19 protein-coding genes are annotated in these 19,014 nt (G+C 67.7%); 10 read left to right on the forward strand and 9 right to left on the reverse strand.

Annotation, left to right across the window (positions count from 1 at the left end; translation table 11 throughout):
• The first annotated feature begins 21 nt into the window (after positions 1 to 21).
• Positions 22 to 273 (forward strand): hypothetical protein, encoded by a 252-nt coding sequence (locus ABZ345_RS29430; protein WP_359855672.1) that lies wholly within the window; start codon positions 22 to 24, stop codon positions 271 to 273.
• Between the two features lie 3 nt (positions 274 to 276).
• On the opposite strand, the gene secA2 is transcribed toward ABZ345_RS29430, so the two are convergent.
• The 3 genes from secA2 to ABZ345_RS29445 all read right to left on the reverse strand — a co-directional run bounded on the left by secA2 (position 277) and on the right by ABZ345_RS29445 (position 7,224).
• Positions 277 to 2,562, reverse strand: coding sequence for an accessory Sec system translocase SecA2 (secA2, locus tag ABZ345_RS29435; protein ID WP_359855566.1), 2,286 nt, complete (start codon positions 2,560 to 2,562; stop codon positions 277 to 279).
• Between the two features lie 185 nt (positions 2,563 to 2,747).
• Positions 2,748 to 4,031 carry an MFS transporter gene (locus tag ABZ345_RS29440; protein WP_359855568.1) on the reverse strand — a complete coding sequence of 428 codons (1,284 nt, stop codon included), beginning with the start codon at positions 4,029 to 4,031 and terminating at the stop codon, positions 2,748 to 2,750.
• Between the two features lie 10 nt (positions 4,032 to 4,041).
• Complete coding sequence (locus ABZ345_RS29445) at positions 4,042 to 7,224, reverse strand: carboxyl transferase domain-containing protein (protein WP_359855675.1); 3,183 nt, start codon at positions 7,222 to 7,224, stop codon at positions 4,042 to 4,044.
• Positions 7,225 to 7,360: 136 nt separating this feature from the next.
• Here ABZ345_RS29445 and ABZ345_RS29450 point away from each other — a divergent pair, with 136 nt between their 5' ends.
• Together ABZ345_RS29450 and ABZ345_RS29455 are read left to right on the forward strand one after the other, a co-directional pair.
• Positions 7,361 to 8,140 (forward strand): sporulation protein, encoded by a 780-nt coding sequence (locus ABZ345_RS29450; RefSeq protein ID WP_359855571.1) that lies wholly within the window; start codon positions 7,361 to 7,363, stop codon positions 8,138 to 8,140.
• Positions 8,141 to 8,226: 86 nt separating this feature from the next.
• Positions 8,227 to 8,499, forward strand: a complete 273-nt coding sequence (locus ABZ345_RS29455; protein ID WP_359855573.1) for a GlsB/YeaQ/YmgE family stress response membrane protein — start codon at positions 8,227 to 8,229, stop codon at positions 8,497 to 8,499.
• Here the strand turns inward: ABZ345_RS29455 and ABZ345_RS29460 are convergent.
• Positions 8,492 to 9,115 (reverse strand): TetR/AcrR family transcriptional regulator, encoded by a 624-nt coding sequence (locus ABZ345_RS29460; RefSeq protein ID WP_359855576.1) that lies wholly within the window; start codon positions 9,113 to 9,115, stop codon positions 8,492 to 8,494. The genes ABZ345_RS29455 and ABZ345_RS29460 overlap by 8 nt on opposite strands.
• 91 nt (positions 9,116 to 9,206) lie before the next feature.
• Between ABZ345_RS29460 and ABZ345_RS29465 the strand changes: the two genes are divergently transcribed.
• From ABZ345_RS29465 to ABZ345_RS29475, 3 genes are read left to right on the forward strand one after another with little or no spacing between them, the layout of a single operon-like run.
• A complete protein-coding gene (locus ABZ345_RS29465; protein ID WP_359855579.1) occupies positions 9,207 to 10,352 on the forward strand; it encodes an acyl-CoA dehydrogenase family protein in 1,146 nt (381 codons plus the stop codon).
• Positions 10,353 to 10,362: 10 nt separating this feature from the next.
• On the forward strand, positions 10,363 to 11,559 hold the full coding sequence (locus ABZ345_RS29470; RefSeq protein WP_359855582.1) for an acetyl-CoA C-acetyltransferase: 1,197 nt from the start codon (positions 10,363 to 10,365) through the stop codon (positions 11,557 to 11,559).
• Positions 11,559 to 12,317 carry a glucose 1-dehydrogenase gene (locus tag ABZ345_RS29475; protein ID WP_359855584.1) on the forward strand — a complete coding sequence of 253 codons (759 nt, stop codon included), beginning with the start codon at positions 11,559 to 11,561 and terminating at the stop codon, positions 12,315 to 12,317. Before ABZ345_RS29470 ends, ABZ345_RS29475 begins: the two co-directional genes overlap by 1 nt.
• On the opposite strand, the gene ABZ345_RS29480 is transcribed toward ABZ345_RS29475, so the two are convergent.
• Positions 12,266 to 13,042 carry an aminoglycoside phosphotransferase gene (locus tag ABZ345_RS29480; RefSeq protein ID WP_359855587.1) on the reverse strand — a complete coding sequence of 259 codons (777 nt, stop codon included), beginning with the start codon at positions 13,040 to 13,042 and terminating at the stop codon, positions 12,266 to 12,268. The two genes, ABZ345_RS29475 and ABZ345_RS29480, sit on opposite strands and share 52 nt — an antisense overlap.
• A 58-nt stretch (positions 13,043 to 13,100) precedes the next feature.
• Between ABZ345_RS29480 and ABZ345_RS29485 the strand changes: the two genes are divergently transcribed.
• Positions 13,101 to 13,685 (forward strand): 3'-5' exonuclease, encoded by a 585-nt coding sequence (locus tag ABZ345_RS29485; RefSeq protein WP_359855590.1) that lies wholly within the window; start codon positions 13,101 to 13,103, stop codon positions 13,683 to 13,685.
• A 5-nt stretch (positions 13,686 to 13,690) separates the two neighbouring features.
• Here ABZ345_RS29485 and ABZ345_RS29490 read toward each other — a convergent pair whose 3' ends face one another.
• Positions 13,691 to 14,740 (reverse strand): DUF2855 family protein, encoded by a 1,050-nt coding sequence (locus ABZ345_RS29490; protein ID WP_359855592.1) that lies wholly within the window; start codon positions 14,738 to 14,740, stop codon positions 13,691 to 13,693.
• Between the two features lie 38 nt (positions 14,741 to 14,778).
• Between ABZ345_RS29490 and ABZ345_RS29495 the strand changes: the two genes are divergently transcribed.
• Positions 14,779 to 15,345 (forward strand): TetR/AcrR family transcriptional regulator, encoded by a 567-nt coding sequence (locus ABZ345_RS29495; protein WP_359855595.1) that lies wholly within the window; start codon positions 14,779 to 14,781, stop codon positions 15,343 to 15,345.
• 3 nt (positions 15,346 to 15,348) lie between these two features.
• On the opposite strand, the gene ABZ345_RS29500 is transcribed toward ABZ345_RS29495, so the two are convergent.
• The gene (locus tag ABZ345_RS29500) at positions 15,349 to 15,801 is read right to left on the reverse strand and encodes a MaoC family dehydratase (protein ID WP_359855598.1); all 453 of its coding nucleotides are present in this window, start codon (positions 15,799 to 15,801) and stop codon (positions 15,349 to 15,351) included.
• A 1-nt stretch (position 15,802) separates the two neighbouring features.
• Positions 15,803 to 16,555, reverse strand: coding sequence for an SDR family oxidoreductase (locus ABZ345_RS29505; RefSeq protein ID WP_359855601.1), 753 nt, complete (start codon positions 16,553 to 16,555; stop codon positions 15,803 to 15,805).
• A 129-nt stretch (positions 16,556 to 16,684) separates the two neighbouring features.
• Here ABZ345_RS29505 and ABZ345_RS29510 point away from each other — a divergent pair, with 129 nt between their 5' ends.
• Together ABZ345_RS29510 and ABZ345_RS29515 are read left to right on the forward strand one after the other, a co-directional pair.
• Positions 16,685 to 17,485 carry an SDR family NAD(P)-dependent oxidoreductase gene (locus ABZ345_RS29510; RefSeq protein WP_359855604.1) on the forward strand — a complete coding sequence of 267 codons (801 nt, stop codon included), beginning with the start codon at positions 16,685 to 16,687 and terminating at the stop codon, positions 17,483 to 17,485.
• Position 17,486: 1 nt separating this feature from the next.
• Complete coding sequence (locus ABZ345_RS29515; protein WP_359855607.1) at positions 17,487 to 18,458, forward strand: NADPH:quinone oxidoreductase family protein; 972 nt, start codon at positions 17,487 to 17,489, stop codon at positions 18,456 to 18,458.
• 63 nt (positions 18,459 to 18,521) lie between these two features.
• On the opposite strand, the gene ABZ345_RS29520 is transcribed toward ABZ345_RS29515, so the two are convergent.
• Complete coding sequence (locus tag ABZ345_RS29520; RefSeq protein WP_359855610.1) at positions 18,522 to 18,953, reverse strand: DUF6319 family protein; 432 nt, start codon at positions 18,951 to 18,953, stop codon at positions 18,522 to 18,524.
• Positions 18,954 to 19,014: the final 61 nt, after the last annotated feature.

The raw sequence follows: 19,014 nt of genomic DNA on the forward strand, positions 1-19,014 counted from the left end.
ACGCGAAAGCTGGCACAGGTGATGGAGCAGACGGACTTCTTGCTCCCGGACGGGGAGCACGATCTCCTCCGCCGCATCCGGCAACTGGCCGAGCGCGCGGAACGGACGGCGCACAACCGGTCCAACCTCGTTGGCCCGCCGCCGTCGCAGGAGCACCTGGACATCCTCGCGGAGATCAGAGCGCTCACCGAGGAGATGACCACAGCGAGACGGGCCGAGGCGTTGCCCCGGCCCGCCAGACCCGCGGACGATCTCGTCGGCGAGCGGTGGTGACGCTCAGCGGCGCTGGCCGCGCACCATCTTGACCAGGCCCTTCATCGTCTCTTCCAGCCCGGAGCCGAACGGGTTGTCGTGCACCAGGTACGTCCACGTCGAGCTCGGGCGCTTCACACCCGCATCGGCGAGGTCGTAGCCGTCGTCGGTGATCTTCGCGGCGTCGTACTTGTCCTGGGACTGCGCCCACGACTCCGGCACGATCTTGTTGAACGCCGGGATCGCCTCGCGGTGGAACTCGTCGAGCGGGTTCTGCCGGGCCAGCGCGCGCAGGTGGATGCCCTCACGCAGGTCTGACAGGAACGTCAGGTGGTGCGTCCACAGGTCGTCGAGGTAGAACAGCGTGATCTTGCGGGCGGCGTCACCGGCCACCTCGTCGGACACGCCTTCCTTCTTGCCGAGCTTGTCCAGGGCCGCGTCCGTGCGCAGCACCACGTCGCGATGCTTGAGCAGCAGGTCGCGCTGGTGCTCGATGAGCTTGTTGTAGCGCCACGTGTTGCGGTGGATCTCCAGGTTCACGCCCTCGGCGACGCGCTGCGCGTGCTCGAAGGTGTGGATCAGGCCCTTGTCGTTGACCCGGCCGTCGTTGTCCACATCGGACGGATCCTCGGCGTCCGGCGCGTACTGGGTGATCAGCTCGTCGTGCAGCGACGAGAAGAACACCGAGCCGCCGGGGTCGCCCTGACGGCCCGCGCGGCCGCGCAGCTGGTCGTCCAGGCGTGAGGACGAGTGGCGGCCGGTGCCGATCACGTACAGGCCGCCCAGCTCGGCGATCCGGTCGTGGTCCTCGCCCTCGTGGCCACCGAGGCGGATGTCCGTACCGCGACCGGCCATCTGCGTGGAGACGGTGATGCGCTGGTACGAGCCGGCGTCGGCGATGATCGCCGCTTCCTCGGCGTCGTTCTTCGCGTTCAGCACGACGCACTCGAGCCCGGCGTCGCGCAGCTTGGAGGAGATCCGCTCGGACTCCGCGACGTCGAGCGTGCCGACGAGGATCGGGCGCCCGGTCTCGTGGACGGTCTTGATCTCCTCGACGATCGCGTCTTCCTTCTGCTCCAGCGTCGCGTAGAGGCGGAAGTGCTCGTCCTCGCGGATGTTCTCCTTGTTCGGCGGGATCACGAGCACCTCGAGCTCGTAGAACTCGCGCAGGGTCTCCGCGACGGCGACCGCGGTACCGGTCATGCCGCAGCGCGTCGGGTACCGCGACAGCAGTGCCTGCACCGTCATCGAGTCGAGGATCTCGCCCGACTCGGTCGTCTGGACGTTCTCCTTGGCCTCGACCGCGGCCTGCAGGCCGTCCGGCCACCGCTGCAGCTTCGCGACGCGGCCGCGGGTGTCGTTGATCAGGTGCACCCTGCCGTCGCGCACGATGTAGTCGACGTCGCGGTGCAGCAGCACCTGGGCGTGCAGGGCGACGTTCACCTTCGACAGCGTGGAGGTGACGTGCTCCTGCGAGTACAGGTCGATCTCGCCGAGCGCGCGCTCGACGGCCTCGGAGCCCGCACCCGTGAGGAAGACGTTGCGCTCCTCGTCGTCGATCTCGTAGTGCAGGTTCTGGCGCAGGCGCTTCACCAGGTCCGCGATGACGGGGTCGGCGGCCTCGGCGCTGGTCGAGCCGGCGAGCACGAGCGGCACGCGGGCCTCGTCGACGAGCACCGAGTCGGCCTCGTCGATCAGCGCGACCTCCGGCTCGGGCACGATCAGGTCCTCGGGCCTCGTGACGATCCGGTCGCGCAGGATGTCGAACCCGATCTCGCTGACCGGCGCGTACGTGACCTCGCACTGGTAGGCCTCGCGGCGCTCCTCGGCCTTCGAGCTGCCGTTGATCCAGCCCACCGTGACACCGAGCAGCCGGTACAGCGGCCCCATCCACTCCGCGTCGCGCTGGGCGAGGTAGTCGTTGACGCTGACCACGTGGACGCGCTTGCCCTTGATGGCGAACCCGGCCGCGGCCATGGCGCCCGCGAGCGTCTTGCCCTCACCGGTGGCCATCTCGACGACGAGCCCGCTGAGCATGCCCAGCGCACCCAGGACCTGCACGTCGAACGGACGCTGCCCGATGGCGCGCTCGGCGGCCTCACGCGTGAGGGCCACCAGCTCGGTGTCCTCGTGCTCCTCGCGCAGCTTCACGGCGTGTGCCGTCAGCTCCTCGTCGCTGAACGCTTTGAACGTGTCAGCGTGTTTCTCCACGTCCTTGAGCAGTGCCGAGAACGGGGTGAGGTCAACCGACGCCGGTTTCTGCGCGAACCGGCGCATCCGCTGCTTGAAGCGCGCCATGAGAGTGGTCACGACGCAGGAACGTACGGCATCGGCCGGAGGTTCCGCAGAGGTCTTGACAGTGAAGCCGGAAATGTCCGATCAGTGGCACCTGCGCGCTGACCGCGTCCGCGAGTTTGCCCTGGTCACTGGGACTTGAGGTGAGTACGGCTGCTTCCGGTTGGTGCTACAGCGGTAGCACCAACCGGAAGCAGAGTTCAGGCCGGGTTGGTTTCGGGCAGCTTGAGCGCCGAGAACAGCGTGGCCAGGCCCATCAGGCAGAGGAACGCGGACACCGACATCGACGTGCCCGTCGCCCCGAGCAGCGCCGTCATGATGAACGGCGTGCCGCCGCTGACCAGGATCGACGCCAGCTGGTAGGCGAGCGAGGCGCCCGAGTATCGGACGTGCGGCTCGAACAGTTCGCCCAGGTACGCGGCGATCGGGCCGTACACGAGAGAGGACGCGATGCCTCCGACCGTTGCGGCGACGAACAACAACACGAGGGACCCGGTGTCCACGAGCAGGAAGTACGGGAACGCCCACACGACCAGGCCGATGGCGCCCGCGATGATCAGCGGGCGGCGGCCCATGCGGTCGGATGCGTGGCCCGCCCAGAGGATCACCGGGATGCTCACGACGGACGAGAGCAGGCTGACGATCAGGACGGACTCGCGGGACAGGCCGAGCGTGGTCGTGGCGTAGGACAGGACGCCGGCGATCGACACGTAGAAGATCGCGTTGGAGGCGAACATCAGCCCCGCGCCGAGCAGGATCGGCTTGCGGTGGGTGCGCAGGGCCTCCTTCAACGGTGCGGGGGCCGGTGCGTCGCTGCGGCGTTCCTTCAGTTCGCGGAAGACCGGGCTGTCCTCGACCTTCAGCTGGATGAAGAGGACCACCGGGAAGAGCAGTGCCGAGGCCAGGAACGGGATGCGCCAGCCCCACGCCGCGAAGTCCTCTTTGGACAGGGTGGTGGTGGCCAGGATGAACGCCACGTTGCCCAGGAACACGCCGATCGGGACACCGGCCTGACCGAACGTGCCCGCGAAGCCGCGTTTGCCGGGCCTGGCCGACTCGGTGAGCAGCAGCACCACGCCGCCCCACTGGCCGCCGACCGCGATGCCCTGCAGGAAGCGGAGGAGGACGAGAAGGATCGGTGCGCCCACGCCGATGCTGCCCGACGTCGGGAGCAGGCCGATGAGGAACGTCGCGGCGGCCATCAGGGCCAGGCAGATGACCAGGGCGGGCTTGCGGCCGACCTTGTCGCCGACGTGGCCGAAGACCAGGCCGCCGATGGGCCTCGCGATGAAGCCGGCCCAGAACGTGCTGAAGCTCAGCAGCAGGCCGACGATCGGGGTGGCCTCTGGGAAGAACAGTTTGGGGAACACAAGTGCCGCAGCTGTTGCGTAGATGAAAAAGTCGTACCACTCAATACTGCTGCCGACGAGTCCGGCGGCCATGAGCCTGCGCAGGGTCTTCTTCTCCGGGGCAACACTGACCACGGCTTCTCCTTCACCACGTGTCGATGAACGGGCGTTTCTTCCCCTGAGGGCGGGAAGTTGAGGGGGCCAGCGCCGTCGCGATCCAGCGGCGGGTGTCGGCCGGGTCGATCACGTCGTCGATCTCGAAGACACTCGCGACGTTCAGCGCTTTGCCGTGTTCGTACGCGGCCGCGACCATCTGGTCGTAGCGCTGACGGCGTTCGTCCGGGTCCTCGATGGCGTCCAGTTCTCGCTTGAAGCCGAGCTTGACGGCGCCTTCGAGTCCCATCGGGCCGAACTCGCCGGTGGGCCACGAGATGGCGAACTGGGGGACTTTGAGCGAGCCCGCCGCCATCGCCTGGGCGCCCAGACCGTAGGCCTTGCGGAGGATGACGAGTCCGAACGGGACGGTGAGGTTGGCGCCCGTCACGACCATGCGGGTCAGGTGGCGGACGGTGGCGGTGCGTTCGGCGTCCGGGCCGACCATGAAGCCCGGGGTGTCCGCGAGGGAGATGACTGGGATGTCGAAGGCATCCGCGAGCTGGAGGAAACGAGCGCACTTGTCGGCCGCGTCGGCGTCGATCGCGCCGCCCAGGACGTTCGGGTCGTTGGCGATCAGGGCGATCGGGCGGCCTTCCACGCGGATCAGGGCGGTGACGATGGCCTTGCCGAAGCCTTGGCGGAGTTCGAGCACGCTGCCGGTGTCGGCGAGGGTGGTGATGAGCTTGCGGATGTCGTAGGCGCGGAGGCGGTTCTCGGGGATCGCGTGGCGGAGGAGGCGCTGGTCCGCGCACTTCCACGATCCGAAATTGTCAGTGCTGTCTGGGAGAATTGATTTCAGGGGTCCCCCCGAGGGCGGCGGCGAAGGCTGCGCACTCGAGGAGGGGACGCCTGCGGGAGCTTGGACGCCGGAGGACGGTTGGACGCCTGCGGGAGCCTGGTCGCCTCCGGGAGCGCGGAAGCCTGCGTGGGCCTGGAAGCCTGCGGGAACGTGGAAGCCTGCGGAGGCCTGCGAGCCCGCAGGCGTCTGGAAGTAGGCGAGGTACTTCTTCGCGACGGCGACGGCTTCTTCTTCGGTCGCCACCGCGATGTCCACCACGCCGTTGGGCACCTGGACGTCGAGCGGCCCGATGTCCTCCGGCCGGAAGACGCCCAGCCCGCCTCCCTCGATCATCGCCGGGCCGCCCATGCCGATGTTCGCGCCCTCGACCGCGATGATCACGTCGCACGTGCCGAGCAGCACCGCGTTGCCCGCGAAGCAGCGGCCCGCGACGACGCCGACGAGAGGCACCTGGCCGCTCAGTTGCGCGAACGCGTGGAACGAGCCGCAGTCCAGGCCGCTGACCATGCTGTGGTCGGTGTCGCCGGGACGTCCGCCGCCGCCCTCCGCGAAGAGCACCACCGGCAGGTTCTCCTGCTGGGCGAGCGCGAACAGCCTGTCCTTCTTCTGGTGGTTGCGCAGGCCCTGCGTGCCGGCGAGCACTGCGTAGTCGTAGGACATCGCCACGACCCGTTGGCCGTTGACCACGCCGATGCCCGCCACCATGCCGTCCGCGGGGGTGCGTTCGATCAACTCCGGTAGCGAACGGCGCTGGCGTTGGGCGGCGATCGCCAGGCCCCCGTACTCGACGAAGTCGGAGCAGAGGTCCGCGATGTTCTCGCGGGCGGTCCGGCCACCCGCGGCGTGCCGCCGAGCGGCGGCCTCGGGGCGATCGAACTCGTGCCGTGCCAGCACTTCGGCCAGATCCGGGCGGACGTGATCGAGATCGACGGCCAAAGAGTCCTCAGTGGACTCACCGGCGCCGGACGCGAGCAGCTGACCCTCGGACACCGTGTCGCCCACCGACACCAGAACGTCGCCCGACACCCGGACGACGTGCTGCATCTTCATCGCTTCCAGCACGACCGAGTCGGCGGAGACCGCGACCACCGTGCCCGCCAGCGGAGCCCGCATGCCGTCGACCGGCTCCTCGGCCACGAAATTGGTCGGGGCGCCCACGATGTCCTGGGACAGCAGCGAATGGAGAAAGTCCAGGTTCGTCGAGACACCCTCGATCCGGAACTCGCGCAACGCCCGCCGCGCCCGGTTCAGGGCGACGTCGAGGTCCTCGCCGTGCACCACGAGCTTCGCGAGCAGGCCGTCGTACCGCGTCCCGACTCGATAGCCGACGTACCCGTGCGTGTCGACGCGAACCCCTGGCCCGGAAGGCAGACCGAAGGAAGACAGCACACCGCCGGACGTCTGGTTCACGCGCACCTGCACGGCCGAGCCGCGATCGGCGGGGGTGAAGTCGACGTCGCCGCCCCAGGCCAGCAGCAGCTGGGTGCGCACGAGGTCCACGCCGGACACCATCTCGGTCACGGTGTGCTCGACCTGCAGCCGCGGGTTGACCTCCAGGAACGCGAAGGAGTCGCCGGCCACCAGGAACTCGACGGTGCCGACGCCGGTGTAGCCGACAGCGGAGGCGATCGCCGCGGCGGCCTCGTGCAGCGCCTTGCGCAGCAAAGGATCCAGCAGGGGAGCCGGCGCGATCTCCACGACCTTCTGGTGACGGAGCTGCAACGAACAGTCGCGGTCACCGATCACCGAGGTGCCGACGAGCTGCACCTCGATGTGCCGGGCGGAGGGCATCAGGCGTTCGAGGTAGACATCCCCGACCCCGAACGCCGCCAGCGCCTCCGCCCGGCACGCCTCGACGGCACCGTCGAGGTCCTCGGGCGCGTACACCGCCCGCATGCCCTTGCCGCCACCACCGAGAACGGCCTTCACCATCACGGGGAACTCGCCCGGAGTCGCGTCCAGCACCGGGATGCCCAGCGACGCGGCCAGCGAACGGGCGCGCCGCTTGTCGCCCAGCAGTTCCAGCACGTCCGGGGAAGGCCCGACGAACGTCAGCCCGCGTGCCGCGCAAGCCCGTGCGAAATCGGCGTTCTCGGACAGGAAACCCCACCCCGGATGAACCGCCACGCACCCGGCGGCCGCGTCCACGAGCTGATCCACATCCAGGTAGGGCGAAGGTCCACGCAGTGCGACGGCGCGGTCCGCGAGCGTCACGTGCAACGAGGAAGCGTCGTCCTCCGCGTACACCGCCACGGTGCGAATTCCCAGGTCAGTGGCTGCGCGCAGCACGCGGACAGCGACCTCACCCCGGTTGGCGACGAGCAACACGGCAATCCTCCTGAGCGACCGCTTAGTATGTGACGGCGGTCGCATGTTGCCATCTGAAGTCAACGGAAGTCCATACGGAACCGATCGGGGTGTTGAGGCGTCAACGGAACGCTTTGGTACAAACCGGCGATTCAGTGGGCAGACTTCCCCGCAAAGTTGCGAGTGGCTTCAGGAGGCCGCAGTGGTGTTCAAGAGGATGTTGCGCGCGTTCGGCGTGGGCGGCCCGACTGTCGACACGGTGCTGACCAACCCGAACGTGCGGCCCGGCGAGATGTTGAGCGGTGAGGTGCGGATCGCCGGTGGCGACCACCCCGCCGAGATCGACCACGTCACGCTGGCGTTGCTCACCCGCGTCGAGGTCGAAAGCGGCGACAACGAGTACAACACCAACATGGAGTTCCACAAGTTCTCCGTGGGACAGCGGATCATGGCTCAGCCGCACCAGAACCTGTCGCTGCCGTTCCAGGTCCCGGTGCCGTTCGAGTGCCCTCTCAACGTCGTCGGCGGCATGCAGCTCTCCGGCATGCAGCTCGGTCTGCGCACCGAGCTCGAGGTCCGCGGCGCGGTCGACCCCGGCGACCTCGACCCGATCTGGGTGCACCCGCTGCCGTCGCAGGACGCGGTGCTGCAGGCGTTCGGGCACATGGGCTTCCGCTTCACCAAGGCGGACAACGAGCGCGGCCGCATCTACGGCGTGCCGCAGCAGCTGCCGTTCTACCAGGAGATCGAGTTCTACCCGCCGCCGCAGTTCTCGGGCCGGCTCAAGCAGGTCGAGCTGACGTTCGTCACGACGCCGACCGAGCTGCACGTGATCCTGGAGGCCGACAAGCGCGCCGGACTGCTCCGCTCGGGCGGTGACGCGTACGGCCGTTTCGCGGTGTCGCACCAGCAGGCGGTCGGAACCGACTGGCCCGCCACGATCAACCAGTGGATGGCGCAGGTCTCCGGCAGCCGCTGGTAGGTCTCAAGCTGCGGATCATGCCGAATGACGGGATGATTTTCCGCGAGATCCCCGAGTGCATCGGGGAGTAGCGGGAGGAGGCGTCCGTGACCATCGAGAGCATTCTCGGCGCGCTCATCATCGGTTTGATCCTGGGCTTTCTGGGCAAGCTGTTCGCGCCCGGCAAGCAGAACATCCCGATCTGGCTGACCCTGCTGGTCGGTATCGCGGCCGCGTTCATCGGGTCGTGGATCGCCAGGCTGCTCGGCGTGCAGGACACGCCTGGCATCGACTGGATCGAAGTGATCGTGCAGATCGTCGTCGCGGCCATCGGCGTATCTCTCGTCGCCGGTATGTACGGCCGCAGGTCGGTCAGTTAGCCGGCCGGAGCATCCTCAGGACGAGGTCGGCGTACAACGCGCCGATCTCGTCCGGGGTCCGCCGCCCGCCCGGCCGGTACCAGCGGGCGACGTCGATGCACAGCGACAGGACCGCCAGCGTCGCGCCCTTCAGGTCCGGCACGTCGAACGTGCCCTCCGCGACGCCGTCCGCGATGAACGAGCGCATCTGCTGCTCGATCCCGCGACGCAGCTCCGCCACCTCCGCGTGATGTTCCGCCGAGAGCGCGCCGAGCTCGTACTGCACCACCCGCGCCGTCGTGTGGAACTCCGCGTGCCAGCCCGCGAACGCAGCCACCGCGTTCCGCAGCCTTTCCGTGGCGTCACTGCCCTTGATGGACGACAGCACGGTGAGTGACAGCTCGTGTCCGACGCGCGAGATGTTGAAGAGAAGTTCCTCTTTGGACCGGTAGTGGATGTACACGGCCGCCGGCGACATTCCGGCCAGAGAGGCGATGTCACGGGTCGTCGTGGCGTGATATCCCTTGCCGGCGAACGCGTGCGCGGCTGCGATGAGCATGCGGCGGGCGGCGTCCGGGGTGACTGCGCGCCACGTCTCGTCGAGCAGCGCGAACTCGTCCAGGCCCGTCGTCGTCATCTGCCGCTCCTCGCGTGTTGACAGGTGATGGATCGTACTGCACGCTAAGCGAGCGCTTAGCGCTAAGCAACCGCTTAGTATGGAGGTAGTCGTGCAGCGGACGCTGTTCAACGAGGATCACGCCGCGTTCCGGGAGTCGGCGAAAGCGTTCGTCGAGCGCACGATCACGCCGAACGTCGAGAAGTTCATCGAGCAGCGCGTGATCGACCGCGACGTGTGGCTGGAGGCCGGCCGCCAGGGCCTGCTCGGGCTCGAGATCCCCGAGGAGTACGGCGGCAGCGGGGCGAACGACTACCGGTTCAACACGGTGTTCGCCGAGGAGCTGTGCCGGGTCAACGCCGCGGTGGCGTCGTCGCTGGGAATCCACGGCGATGTCGTGGCGCCTTACCTCGTCGACCTGTGCACCGAGGAGCAGAAGCAGCGCTGGCTGCCCGGCATGTGCACCGGCGAGCTCAAGACCGGCATCGCGATGACCGAGCCCTCCGGTGGCTCCGACCTCGCCGCCCTGAAGACCAACGCCGTGCGTGACGGTGACGACTGGATCCTCAACGGCTCCAAGACGTTCATCACCAACGGCTACACCGCCGACATGATCGTCGTCGCGGCCCGCACCGACCCCTCCAAGGGCGCGAAGGGCATCACGCTGTTCGCCGTCGAGACCGGTATGCCCGGCTTCGAGCGCGGCCGCAAGCTCGACAAGGTCGGCCAGCACCCGTCAGACACCGCGGAGCTGTTCTTCTCCGACGTGCGCCTGCCCGCCGCGAACGTGATCGGCGAGGTGGACAAGGGCTTCATCTACATGATGGAACGCCTGCCGCAGGAGCGGATCGGCGGCGCGATCTCGAACCTCGCGCACGCGCAGGGCGTCTTCGACGAGACGCTGGAGTACGTCAAGGAGCGCAAGGCGTTCGGCCAGGCGATCGGCAAGTTCCAGCACAACAAGTTCCTGCTCGCCGAGCTGCGCACCAAGCTGGACGTCTCGCAGGCGTTCATCGACGGCCTGACCATGCAGCACGTTCGTGGCGAACTGAGCTCGGTCGAGGCGGCGCAGGCGAAGTACTGGAGCGCCGACATCGAGAACGAGGTCATCGACGCCTGCGTGCAGCTGCACGGCGGTTACGGCTACATGACCGAGTACCGCGTCGCCCGCGCCTGGATGGACGCCCGCGTCACGAAGATCTGGGCGGGATCCAACGAGATCATGAAGGAACTCATCGGCCGCGACCTGGGCCTGTAAGGGGTGTTTTGTGGCTGAAGCAGTCATCGTCTCCACCGCCCGGTCGCCGATCGGCCGTGCGCGCAAGGGTTCTCTCGTCTCTCTCCGGCCGGACGATCTGGCCGCGCAGGTGATTTCCGCTGCGCTGGGCGACATTCCGGCCTCCGAGATCACCGACCTGCACCTCGGGTGTGCCGAGCCGCAGGACGAGCACGGGCAGAACATCGCCCGTCGCATCGCCGTACAGCTCGGGTACGACAACCTGCCGGGCACCACCGTGAACCGGTTCTGCGCCTCTTCGGTGCAGACCGCGCGGATGGCCTTCCACGCGATCAAGGCGGGGGAGGGGCACGGGTTCATCTCGGCCGGTGTCGAGTGCGTTTCGCGGTACATGCACTCCGGAGTGCCGTCGTTCAATCCTCTTTTTGACGAGGCACAGCAGCGAACTCTCGACACGGCCGCGTCCAACGCCGCTTGGACCGACCCGCGACTCGAGGGCAAGCTGCCGGACTACTACATCTCGATGGGGCAGACGGCCGAGAACGTCGCCACGCAGATGGGGATCTCGCGGCACGACCAGGACGAGTTCGGTGTGCGGTCGCAGAACCTCGCGGAGAAGGCGATCGCGGACGGGTTCTTCGCTCGCGAGATCACTCCGGTCGTTCTCGCTGACGGCACCGTGGTTTCTACGGATGACGGTCCGCGTGCTGGTGTCACCTACGAGGCTGTTTCTTCGCTGAAGCCGTCGTTCCGGCCTGAGGGCACGATCACTGCTGGCAACTGCTGCCCGTTGAACGACGGTGCTGCTGCTGTCGTGATCATGAGCTCCACGCGGGCTCGTGAGCTCGGGCTGACGCCGTTGGCGCGCATTGTGTCCACTGGTGTCTCCGGGCTTTCGCCGGAGATCATGGGGCTCGGCCCGGTCGATGCCACTCGTCAGGCTTTGGGTCACGCCGGTCTGTCCATTTCGGACATCGACCTGGTGGAGATCAACGAGGCGTTCGCCGTGCAGGTGATCGGTAGCCAGCGTGCGCTGGGCATCGACATTGATCGGTTGAACGTGCACGGTGGTGCTATTGCTCTCGGGCACCCGTTCGGCTCGACCGGTGCGCGGATCATGACGACGCTGATCAACGGCATGCAGGCGCGTGACGCGCAGTTCGGCCTTGAGACGATGTGCGTCGGCGGCGGTCAGGGCATGGCGATCATCCTGGAAAGGCTTTCGTAGTGGGCATCCTGGACAAGTTCCGGCTCGACGGGAAGGTCGCGATCGTCACGGGCGCGTCCTCCGGGTTGGGCGTGGCTTTTGCGAAGGGCCTTGCCGAGGCCGGGGCGGACGTCGTGCTCGCGGCTCGTCGTGCGGACAAGCTGAAGGACACGGCGGCTCTCGTCGAGTCCGTCGGGCGTCGCGCTCTCGTTGTGCAGGCTGATGTTTCGCAGCCCGACGACTGCCGTGAGGTGGCGCGTGCGGCTGCCGAGTTCGGCACTGTCACCGTGCTCGTGAACAACGCCGGTGTGGCGTCGGCGGTGCCTGCTTCGCGGGAGACGCCCGAGGAGTTCCTCGGCGTCATGGACGTGAACCTCAACGGTGCGTACTGGATGGCTCAGGCGGCGGCTTCTGTCATGAAGTCCGGTGGGTCGATCATCAACATCTCCAGCGTGCTGGGGCTGGTGACCGGTGGCATTCCGCAGGCCGCGTACTCGGCCTCGAAGGCCGGTCTGCTCGGGCTGACGCGGGACCTGGCGCAGCAGTGGACCAGCCGCAAGGGCATTCGCGTCAACGCGATCTGCCCCGGGTTCTTCGCGTCGGAGATGACCGACCAGTACCCGCCCGGCTACCTGGAGAAGATGCAGGCGGCGCTGCCCGCCGGTCGCATGGGTGACCCGGAGGAGTTGGCTGCGGCCGTCGTCTTCCTCGCTTCGCCTGCCGGCGGTTACGTGACGGGCGAGACGCTCGTCGTCGACGGTGGCGCCGTCATCGTCTGACGGGCTACGGCGTAGAGGTGTCCGGCATCGGTTTTGAGCACGTCGGCGAACACCTCACGCACCCGTTCGGCAACTTCCGGCACTTCAAGGCTGTCACGGAGCAGTGTGGCCGCGTCCATCCCGGCTGGGGCGCGGCCCCACTGCTTCCAGTCCAGCAGCCCGAAGTCCGGTCCCATCAGGTTTGCCCACCGCAGATCGCCGTGCGCCGTCTCCCACCGCTGTACGGCCGGGTCGACCAAGTTCCCGAAATGCTGGTGGATGCGGCCGGCGACCTCGGCCTGGTCCGTGTTGACGCGGTCGGTCGGCATTGCCGCGATGACGTCCGTCGTCCTGCGCAGATCACTCCACCACTCGTCCGGCAGGCGTAAGGCCTCGGCGGGAGAGCACGGCGAACCCGGCATCAGGGTCATCAACTCGGCCCGCTGCCGCCGCCAGTCCTCCCACTCGTAGACGTCGAGAACGTACGGTTTTCGCACGGCTGTGAACGCGTTTGCGGCGAAGTTGCCGGTCCACAACACGTCGCCGGCCCACTGCTCTTCCTCGGACACGACCCGGAGCCAGAGCGTTTTCTCGACGGGCGCGCCGATCGACCGGTCCTGCCGGCCGAACCGGGGCGGCCCGGTGATCGCGAGCCCGAAGTGGCGGGCGGCGTGGATGATGTTGTCGTGCATCCACTGCCGGAACCGGATGCCTGCCTGGATGAGCTGTTCCTGCACGACATCCATTGGTACCGCTTGGAATCGCTCCAAGTAAGTCGGTGGACACGTCCGGGACGATCAGCACGTGATATCACTGGATCAGGTACTGGTCGTCGACGTGGAGTCGACGTGTTGGGAAGGATCGCCGCCGCCCGATCAGGTCTCGGAGATCATCGAGATCGGGATCTGCCCGCTCGACGTTTCGTCCGGCGTGCGCGGGGAGCGGCGCAGCGTGCTGGTGCGGCCTGCGCGGTCGTCTGTCAGTGCGTTCTGCACTCGGCTGACGACCTTGACGCAGGAGCAGGTCGACGGCGGCGTCTCGTTCGCCGAGGCGTGTGCGTTGCTGCGCAAGGAGTTTCGCTCGGATCGCCGGGTGTGGGCTTCGTACGGTGACTACGACCGCAAGATGTTCGAACGGCAGTGCGCGGTTGTCGGTGTGGGGTATCCGTTCGGACCGCGGCACCTCAACGTGAAGACGCTCTTCGCGCTCTCTCACGCGTTGAAGCGCGAAGTCGGTATGGCCGAGGCGATGCGCATCGCCGGGCGGAAGCTCGACGGCACGCACCACCGTGGCCACGATGACGCTTACAACATCGCAGGTTTGCTGGCCGGGCTGATTTCACCTGTTCGGAGGATTCCAGTCGACGCCGACCGTGCCGACGCGGGGTGACCTGTTCAGAAGGTGATGACGTCGGCCGTATCCGGGTTCGTCTTGCCCGCCAGCACGGACTGCCACACCTCGACGAGCTCGTCCGGGCCGCTGTGCCGCGCGATGCCGACCCAGCCGCCCGCCTGAGCGGTGAAGGCGCGCCAAGCCGCCCCGAAGCGCGAAGCGAGGCCTTCAGGGCCCCAGTCCGCGGAGCGCTTGCGGAGCTGCTCGGGGGCGAAGAAGAACTGCGAGCGCGAGTCCGCCGAGGGCTTCTGCTGGGTGAGGCCGATCGAGATGTCCTTGACCAGAGACGAGCCGAGGCGGTCGTGCAGGGTTGAGCGCACGTCGGCCGAGCCGCTGAAGTCCAGGTACACCGAAGGCTCGACGTCCACGGCGGCGTCGTAGGGGAGCACCGTGTCGTAGAGGCCGAGGCTCTCGGTGAACTCGACGTTGCGCGGTGATGTGAGGCCGACGAGCCGCACGCCGGAATCGCGAAGGCATTGCGCGGTGCCGAAGGCGGTCTTGCTGGAGGCGGAGGAGATCACGACGGTCCGGGCGCCGTAGAAGTCGTTGTCCGCCAGTTGGTCGGCTAGCAGGAACGACGTCATGAACAGCGGGCGGTAGAGGACCTGGAGGTCTTCCTGCTGCGGGTCGTAGGCGGGGTCCTGAGAGGTGACCAGGTAGCTGTTGTAGACGGCCGGGAGCTCGGCGCGGTGGTCGGCCGTGTCGACGAAGCCGGACGAGGTCAGCTTGGCGCGCACTACGAAGTGGCTCGCCATCGGCAGGTAGCCGTAGACGCGGGTGCCGGCGGGTAGGGCGTCCAATGTGGAGTCGACCACGTCGGCGAAGCCCCACAGCGGGATTACGCCGCGGCCCTCGGCGGCTACGGGGAAGAACTTCCAGTAGCCGATGACGTCGCCGATCACGCCGTAGGTGACGTTGTTGGCGGTGAGGCCGGCGTGGCTGACGCGCAGCAGGACTTCGCAGTCGCCGAGTTCGGGGGAGAGTTCGTCGTGCAGGACTTCGGTTTTGGTGAGGTCGCCGCGGTCGACGACGACGGTCCAGCTGCTGATCATTGCCAGGATTCTCCTTGGTCGGGAGGTACGCTCCGGTCGTGACCGTGCCTGAAAGACTGATCGACGCCGCCACCCGCCTGTTCGCGGACAAGGGGTACGAACGCGTCGCCGTGCAGGAGGTCGTGGAGCGCGCCGGTGTCACCAAAGGCGCGATGTACCACTACTTCGGGTCTAAGGACGACCTGCTGCACGAGATCTACGGGCGGTTGCTGCGCATGCAGACCGAGCGGCTGGAGAAGATCGCGAACGGCGACGGGGCGATCACCGAGAGGCTGCGCGAGGCGGCCATCGACGTGATCGTCACGAGTGTCGAGAACTTCGACGCCGCCAAGGTGTTCTTCCGGTCGATCGATCATCTCTCCGCCGAGAAGCAGAAGGAAGTGCGGGCGCAACGGCGGCGCTACCACGAGAAGTTCCGCAGTCTGGTCGAGGAGGGGCAGGGGGACGGGACCTTCCGCGCCGACGTGCCCGCGGACCTCGCCACGCACTACTTCTTCGGCTCGCTGCACCACCTGGGTACGTGGTACCGCCCGGACGGGGAGATCCCGGCCGGGCGGCTGGCAGAGCACTACGCGGACCTGCTGATCCACAGTCTCAGCGTTTGATCATCAGGGGACGATCACGCTGACGATCTCGGCGACGCACGCGGGCTTGTCGCTGCCCTCGATCTCGATGACGACCTTGGTCACGAGCTGCTTGCCCAGCGCGATGTCCGTGACGTCCAGCAGCTCGACGCCGCCGCGCACCCTGGCGCCCACGAGCACCGGCTGCGGGAAGCGGACCTTGTTGCTGCCGTAGTTCACGCCCATCTTGATGTTCTTGACGGTGTAGACGTCGCGCACCAGGTACGGGACGAGCGAGAGCGTCAAGTAGCCGTGCGCCACCGGTCCGCCGAACGGGCCCTTCTTGGCCTTCTCGACGTCGATGTGGATCCACTGGTGGTCCAGCGTCGCGTCGGCGAACAGGTTGACCTGCTCCTGCGTGATCTCGTGCCACTCGCCGAACCCGAGGTGCTCCCCCTTGGCGGCGACCAGCTCGTCGATGTTCTCGAAAGCGCGCATCTCAGTCCTTCGGTCCGCCGGCGACGTAGATGACCTGGCCGGACACGAACCCGGCGCCCTCGCTGACGAGGAACGACGCGGTGTGCGCGATGTCCTCGGGCTGGCCGACGCGCGCGACCGGGATCGCCTGCGCCGCACCGTTGATCAGGTCCTCGAACGAGATCTTCATGCGCTCGGCGGTCGCCTTGGTCATCTCGGTGGCGATGAAGCCGGGCGCGATCGCGTTGACCGTGACGCCGAACTTGCCGAGCTCGATCGCGAGGGTCTTCGTGAAGCCCTGCAGACCGGCCTTGGCGGCGGAGTAGTTGGCCTGACCGCGGTTGCCGAGCGCGGACGTGGAGCTGAGGTTGACGACGCGGCCGAAGCCTTCCTTCGTCTGGTACTGCTGCACGGCCTTGCTCATCAGGAACGCGCCGCGCAGGTGCACGTTCATGACCGTGTCCCAGTCGCTCGCGGTCATCTTGAACAGCAGGTTGTCGCGCAGCACGCCGGCGTTGTTGATCAGCACGGTCGGTGCGCCGAGCTGCTCGGCGACCTTCGCGACGGCGGCGTTGACCTGCTCCTCGTCGGACACGTCGACCTTGAGGCCGATGGCGCGCCCACCGCCCGCGACGATCTTGTCGGCGCCGTCGAGCACACCCTGCTCGTCGAGGTCGAGCAACGCGACGGCCAGGCCGTCCGCGGCGAGACGCTGCGCGACCGCGGCACCGATGCCACGAGCCGCGCCGGTGACGATCGCAACCCTGTCGGCCACGGGTCCTCCTTCGTTGGGGGATGGTGAGCTAAGCAAGCGCTTAGTAACGTACCTATCAGTCCGCTTGACGTCCAGGCCTGTGCGGACGACCATACCGACTGGTCGGAATGTAGCAATACGAGGAGGCAGGTGCCCGTGGAACTCACCGGCAAGGTCGCGCTCATCACCGGCGGATCCAACGGCATCGGTGCCGCCGCTGCCCGCCGCCTGGCTGCCGCGGGCGCCCGTGTCGTGGTCGCCGATGTGGACGTCGACCAGGGCAAACTCATCGCGGACGAGGTCGGTGGCGTCTTCGTGCGCTGCGACGTGACGGTGCCGTCGGACTCGGCGGAAGCGGTCGCGCTGGCGGTGCGTGAATACGGTGGACTGGATATTGCATTCCTCAACGCCGGCATCGGCACCGGGTGCTCGCTGGGCGACGACTTCGACGTCGAGACTTACCGCCGCGCGATGGCCATCAACCTCGACGGTGTTGTATACGGTATGCATTACGCACTGCCCGCGGTGCGCGAGCGCGGCGGCCAGATCGTCGCGACGGCCTCGATGGCAGGCCTGATGCCGATGCCAGGGGATCCTGTATACGGTGCCAACAAGGCCGCCGTCGTCGCGCTGGTACGTGCTCTCGGTGGCGCGTACCCCGACGTCCGGGTGAACGCGCTCTGTCCCGCCTTCGCCGACACCAACATCATCACGCCGCTGCGGTCGACGCTGGAGGACATCGGCATGCCGATCCTGCCGGTGTCCGCTGTAGTGGACACGTTCATGTCCATTGTGGAGGGCTCGGGGACCGGCGAGGCCTGGTTCGTGCAGTCCGGGCGCGCGTCGGAGCCGTTCGGCTTCCGCAACCCGCCCGGGCCTCGTGCGGCTGACGGTTCACGGGTCGAGGCCGCCCAGAAGGACCCCATTTCCATCGCGCTCAAGGAGAGCTGACGTGCGTGCAATTCAGATCACCGAGTTCGGTGGGCCCGAGGTGCTTCAGCAGGTGGAGCTGCCCGACCCCGTCGCGGGCGAGGGTGAGGTCCTCATCAATGTGTCGCGGGCCGGGCTGAACTACGCGGACACGCACCAGGCGGAGAACTCGTACCTGGCTCAGATGACGCTGCCGCTGGTTCCCGGCGGGGAGGTCGTCGGCACCACCGAGGACGGCCGGCGGGTCGTCGCGCTGACCAAGAACTCCGGCGGATACGCGGAGAAGGCCGTGGCGCCCGCTCTCACCACGTTCGACGTTCCGGACGGTGTCGACGACCTGACCGCGCTGTCGTTGGTCGTTCAGGGCGCCACCGCGTGGCTGCTGCTGCGGAAGTCGACTCACATGGAGCCCGGTGAGTCGGTCGTCGTGCACGCTGCCGCCGGTGGTGTGGGCACGATCGCGGTGCAGCTGGCCAAGCTGTGGGGCGCCGGCCGGGTGATCGCCACCGCGTCGTCGGACGACAAGCGGAAGCTGGCTCTGGATCTCGGGGCCGACGTCGCGATCGACTCGCGCGCCGAGGACGTGACCGCCGCGCTGAAGGAAGCCAACGGCGGACGGCGCGTGGACGTCGTGCTGGACATGACGGGAGGGGCTACCACTGATCAGTCGCTGGTGGCGCTGGCTCCGTTCGGGCGGCTTGCGTTTTACGGCATGGCCTCGCGGGAAAGGCCGAAGCCGGTCGACCTCGGGGCGCTGCTGGTGCACTCCACGACCGTTGCGGGTATGTGGCTGCCGCACGCTCTGAAGGTCCGGGACGCGGAGCACGGCACGTTGGCGCACCGGGCCATGGCCGAGCTGTTCGCGCTCGTGCTGGACGGCAAGCTGAAGGCCGTTCCCGGCGGCGAGTACGGGATGGGGGAGATCCGGCAGGCGCACGAGGACCTGCGCTCCCGCAGGACCGCGGGCAAGCTGCTGCTCGACCCGTCCCGCTAGCCGTTCAGGCATACGAGAAGGGGCGGTCCGCAAACGCGGGCCGCCCCTTCTCGCTGGACTGACTTACTCGGAGAGTTCGGCCAGCTGAGCCTTCACCCTGGCCAGCTCGGCCTCCAGCTCCTCCATGCGGGTGCGGTGCTGGTCGCGAGCCGCCTCCAGAACGCCTTCGATGCCCTCGGCGATGTCCTCGTGCAGTTCCTTGGCAGCCTTGGCCACGGCGATGGCCGGGATTACCAGGCCCGACACCACTCGCTGCGTGCCGTGCACCAGGTCGGCCTGCCACTCGCCCTCGGCGGTGCCGGTCACCGTGAGCGTGAGCTCCACGGTGCGGGTCTTCTTGGCCGTGCTCTTGGCGCGGGCGGCGGGCTTCGGCTTCTCGGCCTTGGGAGCCGGAGCCTCTGCCGGCTTCGTGGCCTCGGCCTCGGGGGCCGACGCCGGAGTCTCCTCCACGACGGTCTCCTCGACTGCCTGCACCTCGGTGAGCGTGTCCGACACGATCAGGTTTCCTCTCTGCGCAACGACGTGACCCCGCGCACAGTCTAGAACACGTGTTCGA

The organism is Lentzea sp. NPDC005914, assembly GCF_040629405.1.
Taxonomy (GTDB): domain Bacteria; phylum Actinomycetota; class Actinomycetes; order Mycobacteriales; family Pseudonocardiaceae; genus Lentzea.

Coding starts and splice junctions, on each gene's coding strand:
- ABZ345_RS29480 (WP_359855587.1), bottom strand. CDS start 13,042: ATGGATGTCGTGCAGGAACAGCTCATCCAGGCAGGCATCCGGTTCCGG.
- ABZ345_RS29460 (WP_359855576.1), bottom strand. CDS start 9,115: ATGACGACGACGGGCCTGGACGAGTTCGCGCTGCTCGACGAGACGTGG.
- ABZ345_RS29445 (WP_359855675.1), bottom strand. CDS start 7,224: ATGCGACCGCCGTCACATACTAAGCGGTCGCTCAGGAGGATTGCCGTG.
- ABZ345_RS29490 (WP_359855592.1), bottom strand. CDS start 14,740: ATGATCAGCAGCTGGACCGTCGTCGTCGACCGCGGCGACCTCACCAAA.
- ABZ345_RS29430 (WP_359855672.1), top strand. CDS start 22: ATGGAGCAGACGGACTTCTTGCTCCCGGACGGGGAGCACGATCTCCTC.
- ABZ345_RS29500 (WP_359855598.1), bottom strand. CDS start 15,801: ATGCGCGCTTTCGAGAACATCGACGAGCTGGTCGCCGCCAAGGGGGAG.